General features: G+C 53.2%; 6 protein-coding genes. All 6 read right to left on the bottom strand.

Annotation, left to right across the window (positions count from 1 at the left end; all coding sequences use genetic code 11):
• Positions 1-116: 116 nt before the first annotated feature.
• On the bottom strand, positions 117-1,100 hold the full coding sequence (locus G1E_RS23125; protein ID WP_081264849.1) for an IS5 family transposase: 984 nt from the start codon (positions 1,098-1,100) through the stop codon (positions 117-119).
• 52 nt (positions 1,101-1,152) lie between these two features.
• Entirely contained in the window at positions 1,153-1,371 is a 219-nt protein-coding gene (locus G1E_RS23120) for a hypothetical protein (RefSeq protein WP_009683644.1), read from the bottom strand.
• Positions 1,372-1,498: 127 nt separating this feature from the next.
• Positions 1,499-2,311, bottom strand: a complete 813-nt coding sequence (locus G1E_RS23115; RefSeq protein WP_016486899.1) for an N-acyl homoserine lactonase family protein — start codon at positions 2,309-2,311, stop codon at positions 1,499-1,501.
• 262 nt (positions 2,312-2,573) lie between these two features.
• Positions 2,574-3,722, bottom strand: coding sequence for an iron-containing alcohol dehydrogenase (locus tag G1E_RS23110; protein WP_009683642.1), 1,149 nt, complete (start codon positions 3,720-3,722; stop codon positions 2,574-2,576).
• Positions 3,723-3,886: 164 nt separating this feature from the next.
• Positions 3,887-5,257 carry a sigma-54-dependent Fis family transcriptional regulator gene (locus G1E_RS23105; RefSeq protein WP_033690530.1) on the bottom strand — a complete coding sequence of 457 codons (1,371 nt, stop codon included), beginning with the start codon at positions 5,255-5,257 and terminating at the stop codon, positions 3,887-3,889.
• A gap of 237 nt (positions 5,258-5,494) precedes the next feature.
• Positions 5,495-6,009, bottom strand: a 515-nt coding sequence (locus tag G1E_RS23100; protein WP_047150138.1) for an IS5/IS1182 family transposase, incomplete at its 5' end; no start/stop codon positions are given.

Genomic DNA, 6,009 nt, shown 5'->3' with positions numbered 1-6,009 from the left:
GGAAACTCCGAACAAGTTGCCCATCAGCCGGAAATGGACGGCTTGGGCATGCCGAAAAGCCCGATTTTCACCCGCTGATTATTGGATAACCAAGGCACAGCCTTGGTTTTCTGCCCTCACGGGCGCACCTCTCCCGCAGCAGGCAATAATTGCCGGCGCACCATCCACAGATTCGACAGCGCAAACAGCGTGGTCAGTTGCGCTGTGTTCTTGGCCAAGCCGCGAAAACGCGTCTTTACATAGCCGAACTGGCGTTTGATCACCCGGAACGGGTGCTCCACCTTTGCACGCACTTGCGCCTTGGCCTTTTCGATCTTGCGCTTGGCTTTGTAGAGCACGCTGCGTTTGCTCAAGTGCTTGTAGGTGCTGCGTCGCGCAGCTATCTGCCAGATCACTGGCCGCCCGTCGTGCTCAGGCCGCTTCTCTACGCCGGTGTAGCCCGCGTCGGCACACACGACGTTCTCTGCGCCATGCAGCAGTTGTGCAACTTCCATTACGTCGGCCACGTTCGCGGCGGTGCCATGAACGTGATGCACCAGACCCGATTCAGCATCCGCGCCGATGTGCGCCTTCATGCCGAAATAGTACTGGTTGCCCTTCTTCGTTTGATGCATTTCAGGATCGCGCTTGCCTTCCTTGTTCTTGGTCGAACTGGGCGCGTGGATGATGGTGGCGTCGACAATGGTGCCCTGGCGCAACGACAGGCCCTTGTCTCGCAGGTAATTGTTGATGGTTTCCAGAATGCCCGCCGCCAGCTGATGCTTCTCCAGCAGGTGCCGGAAATTCATGATCGTCGTGTCTTCGGGGATCGGAGCGCTGAGCGTCAGGCGAGCAAACTGGCGCATCGACGTGATTTCGTACAGTGCTTCTTCCATGGCCGGATCGCTCAGCGAAAACCAGTTTTGCAGCAGGTGAACACGCAGCATGGTTTCCAGTGGGTACGGCTTGCGACCACCGCCGGCCTTTGGGTAATGCGGCTCGATCAATGCCACCAAACCGCTCCACGGCACCACCTGCTCCATCTCGGCCAGGAAACGCTCGCGACGGGTTTGCTTGCGCTTACCGGCGTACTCGAAATCGGAAAAGCTCATCTGACTCATGGGAAGGAGGGCTTGTAGAGGGCTGTTGGACAGAGGGCTATTTCAGCACAGGTCAGATGGCCTGTGCTGACTTGTTCGGAGTTTCCTTAGCGTTGAATGTCGTCAGGAAGTTATCCAGCGCTTTGCATGGAATATCAAATTCCTGGCTATAGTTTCCTTTCGCATCTTTTGCGCAGCTGTCTGGCAAGCCGGTTTGAGCAGGGGCTGCAAAAACCTGGGAGGTTGCGATACCGGCAGCCAAGAGTAACGATACTTTCAATGCAGGCTTCATATATCAGTCCTTATTATTGTTTATGCTGAAAATTTTCTGAACCCCTGCGACATGACAGGGAGCTTTTCAATTTGCCTGAACCCTCAAGCACTTCAACGTGTGAAACTTCTTGCTTGGTACTTCACAGTTATTGTTGCAGACCGGCCAGCGCTGCTGGCCTGACTCTGCGAATGGCACCATCTGTCAGTAATTTCGACTGCTCTGGATCATGCCCGTACAGTACCATTGCCCCTTTGGACTTTAGCTGTTTAAACAAGTTAAAGTTATCAAGCATTCCTTGAGCGTCATTCACCACCATTGCATCTGGAAGCGTCATCTTTTCAAGGGAAGCCTTCAAGTAGCAGGCATCCGCAGTGATGATCACATCTTTGCCATCTACTTTGACTTTCAGCGACTGGTGCCCGGGCGTGTGACCAAAGCTCGGGATAAGTACAACCGAACCATCACCAAATAGATCGTGTTCACCATCAATTTCAAGGCGCTCGTGACCTAGATCATAGTGTCGAGGAGCATACACTTCTTTTTCAATATTTTCCTCATTCTTTGCTGCCTCCCACTCACGTTTCTGGATAACCAGTCGTGCGTTAGGGATGCAGGCATTACCACCACAATGATCGAAGTGTAGGTGAGAATTAATTATAAAGTTAATCTTCAGCGGGTCGACGCCGAAAGCCTCCAGGCGCTTAGCTACATCCTCGCCAGGCACAAAATTAACTGTCGTTATATCTGAAAAAACTCCGAGTGATTTTTTCACCACTTCCGGATCTTTGGACTGCAAAGGCAACTCAAGGCCTGTATCAAACAAAACAGTGCCTTTCGGATGTTCGATCAAATAGCACGGCACAGGGATTGCCAGATCGCCCGTTTCTCCAGCCATGAAGAAACCATAAGGCATAGTAATCCAGCCGCATGTCATTGCATATAATTTAACTTCTTCCATAGCTATCAACCTCTAAGCTATCACGGTTCTTCTTGGGTATTCAAGGTATTATTATGATTTCAGGCAGATTATATCTAAATTAATTGTAGGTATGAATTGTTGCGTGTCAACAATTAATGTATTTCAAATTCATGAAATCGATCTTGAATTAAATGCTCAGTTCCTGCTGCGCAAATCATTAGATATATTGTGTATCAGACACAATTGTCTATCCATCCCATAGGCTCGGCTTCCGTGTTTGGTCACCCTATATATCAACGGGTTACCATGCAGCCTGGTAAATTGATTCGATATCTTCAGACGTTAACTTGCGGGGATTATTGCGCATCAACCGGTCGATCTTACTGGCTTCCTCGGCCATCGGTGCTAGGGCGTCCTGTGGGACGTTGAAAGCGCGAAGACCGGCAGGGATGTCTACAGCAGCACACAGTTCAATCATCGCATCGACACTGGCGTCTGCAGCCTGGCTATCGCTCAAGCCGGCGATATTCACGCCCATTGCCTGAGCGACGTCGCGAAGACGCTCCATACAAGCAAGCTTGTTCCAGCGCATCACATAAGGCAGCAGCAAAGCGTTGCTGACGCCGTGAGCGATGTTGAAACGCCCGCCCAGCGGATAGGCAAGCGCATGCACTGCCCCAACACCTGCGTTGCCAAATGCCATGCCGGCCATCAGGCTCGCCGTAGCCATGTCTTCCCGAGCAAGGAGATCATTGGGATTGGCATAGGCCTTAGGCAAAGCGCGAGCTATAACCTTGATGGCTCCCAGAGCAATGGCATCGGTGATCGGCGAGCGATTGATCGAAATGTATGCCTCAATCGCATGCACAAGCGCATCGACACCGCTGGCAGCGGTCACGCTGCGTGGGCAAGTACGCGTCATGATCGGGCTAACCAGGGCAACATCAGGCAACAGGTAGTTGCTCACAATCCCTTTCTTGAGCTGCGCATTCTTGTCGGAGAATATCGCCACGTTAGTGACCTCCGAACCCGTGCCTGCCGTAGTTGGAATCGCGATCAGCGGAGGGCCCTTGCGGCTTACTTGATCGACACCGAACAACTCGGCCAAGGGGCCATCGTGTCTCGCGAAAGCCGCCACACCTTTCGCGATGTCCATGGCACTTCCACCGCCCAGGCCAATCAGTCCATCATGGCCACCCTCGCGAAAGGCGCGGGTGCAATCTTCGACCAAACTGATTTCAGGCTCTGGCTGCACTTGGTCGTAGAGGCCATAGCTGCGGCCACCCAGGTGGACCAAAGCGAGGTCGACTGTGCCCGATTTGACCAGAATCGCATCGGTCACGATCAATGGGTTATCAACCTTCAGCCGGGTCAACTCAGCGTCCAGCTGTTCAACCGCGCTAGCGCCGGTCAGGAGTTTATTGGCGATTTGAAAGGCAGAAACGCTCATCGGCTCATCCTCGTTTTTTTATTAGAGATGTACCAAATGGATAACAAAACCTGTGCCAATGTCGTGAAATACCCATCCTTGACGGATTTCGTCTCGTTCGTGCAGGCCTGCGGCACGAATAGCGATCAGTATTTCAATCGCAAAGTCGGCTAACGATCAGAAACCTAATCAAAACTCTCCCAGCGTTTCATCTTCTGGACGATGGTTGCTTGGCTCACTCCCAACGCTTTGGCTGCCAGGCGCGTGGTTTTGTGTACGCGCATGGCTGAAAGGATTGCGCTGCGCTCGGCGTTTTCCACAACCTTGCGTAGCGGTAAACGATCATGACTTGAGCGATCATTGTGGAGGTTGAGGATTTCCTCAGGCAGATCCAACGCCTCAATCGTGTCACTTTCGCAGACCACTACCAGACGCTCGACCAGGTTGATCAACTCTCGAATATTTCCTGGCCATGCGTACTCACAGAGCAGATCCAGGGTCTCCAAGCCCCACGACATTTTGCGCTCATAGCGCTCGTTGAAGTGCCTGAGGTAATGCTCCAACAGCGTTGAGATCTCTGCGGCGCGCTCGCGAAGCGCGGGAATATGAATGGGCACCACGTTCAGTCGATAGTAGAGATCGGCACGGAACAACCCTTCCTCGACTTTCTTTCGCAAGTCGTGGTGGGTGGCGCTGATGATTCGAATATCGACCTCACGCAATTCAAGTCCACCCACGGGGATGAATCGATTTTCTTCGATAACCTTCAGCAGTTTGACCTGTAGCGACAGCGGTAGATCGCCAATTTCATCAAGGAACAACGTTCCATGATTTGCTAACTCCAGAAGCCCTCGCTTGCCCTTGGCCGCTGCGCCCGTAAACGCCCCTGGTGCATAGCCGAACAATTCTGCCTCGATCAAATTTTCGGGCATTGCGCCGCAGTTGAGCGGAATGAAAGGCTCCTTGGCCCGAGCGCTGGAGTTGTGGATGTACTGAGCGATGAGGCTTTTGCCAACACCGGTCTCCCCTAATAGCAGCACCTTCACGTCACTGCCTGCTACACGACGTGTCTGTGAGAAAAGCGGGCCGGTTTGCGCTTGGTTAAAAACCAGCGAAGACTGTGTGATTTTTTCATATTCGCCAGCATGCAACTGCGCAGTGCTCTGACGCAGCTTCTTGAGCCCAGCTAGCTCATCCCTTTCATGCTTCATGCGCAGAAGCTCTGTCATGTCACGTACGGCGCTGACGACGTAGCTGATGCGACGATCCAGGAAAATAGGTGTTGCGCTCACCAACAGCTTCTTACCGTTACCGAGGCTCTGCATAACGGAAACCGGCGCACCTTGCTGGAGTACGCGTAAAGATGCGGATTGCGACACGACACCGTCGCGTACCAAGTCGTGCATGCTGCGTCCAATGAGCTGCTCGCTCTGGAGTCCAGTCAGACGTTCGTACGCGCTGTTTACTTTGACGGTAATCCCTGCTCCATCCGTGATGTAGACGCCGTCGTGCAGCGCGTTCAGAATCGTATCGAAAGTTTGATCAGTGAAGTTCACAGCGACCCTCTGAGCTAGCGAAAAAAGTGAGTGTAAGGCGTTCGTCAGTGCAGTGGCTCTATTCTTGAGGAGGTAGCTGGGACTCATGGAGTTGCAGATATCTGCAGTAGCTTTGCGGATGCATCGAAAAATCTCGTCCTAGGTGGCCCCGTATCACTTCTGCTCTACACGTGTTCCGCGAACCCACAAGTAGGCTGGAGGAGCCGGTCGTGCACCGCTAGGAGGGTGTAGACAAAATCAAGTAGTAAGCCGACGGGCCAGCATGCGAGCCTCAGCCAGCCATACCCATGCCGCACTTACATCGAGTAAACGATCATGGTGCATGATCAGCCGCCTGGCTCGCTCATTCCAGGCGTGAGTTCGTTCCACTACCCAGCGTTTGGGCATAACCACAAAACCACTCGGTGCTGGTGCTGACGCGAACAGCTCGCCTTGTGCTGAATGCCATTTCCCGGTACGGCGATTATTCGGTCCTCTTATGACCTGAACCTGAACAGCATGAATGTCTTGCGTCCGCTGAGCCCACTTCCCGGCGTAGGCACTGTCAACGAACAGAGTATTCACGGATGGGTACTTGCCCATCGAGGATGTCACCGCGTCGTCCGCCGCGTCTCGGTCCTGCACACTGGCGGCACTGATACTCACTGCCAAGAGCAAGCCAAGGGTATCAACGACCAGACTTCGCTTGCGCCCTTTGACCTTTTTGCCGGCGTCGTACCCACTTTCTCCGCCTTGGGGAGAGCTACGAGTTG

The sequence above is a fragment of the Pseudomonas sp. TJI-51 genome (assembly GCF_000190455.2).
Classification (GTDB): Bacteria; Pseudomonadota; Gammaproteobacteria; order Pseudomonadales; family Pseudomonadaceae; genus Aquipseudomonas; species Aquipseudomonas juntendi.
This window is presented reverse-complemented; position numbering and strand designations above follow the sequence as displayed.

Bases quoted from the DNA above. Each gene is read 5' to 3' on its own strand.
- G1E_RS23125 (WP_081264849.1), bottom strand. From the start codon at position 1,100: ATGAGTCAGATGAGCTTTTCCGATTTCGAGTACGCCGGTAAGCGCAAG.
- G1E_RS23120 (WP_009683644.1), bottom strand. From the start codon at position 1,371: ATGAAGCCTGCATTGAAAGTATCGTTACTCTTGGCTGCCGGTATCGCA.
- G1E_RS23115 (WP_016486899.1), bottom strand. From the start codon at position 2,311: ATGGAAGAAGTTAAATTATATGCAATGACATGCGGCTGGATTACTATG.
- G1E_RS23110 (WP_009683642.1), bottom strand. From the start codon at position 3,722: ATGAGCGTTTCTGCCTTTCAAATCGCCAATAAACTCCTGACCGGCGCT.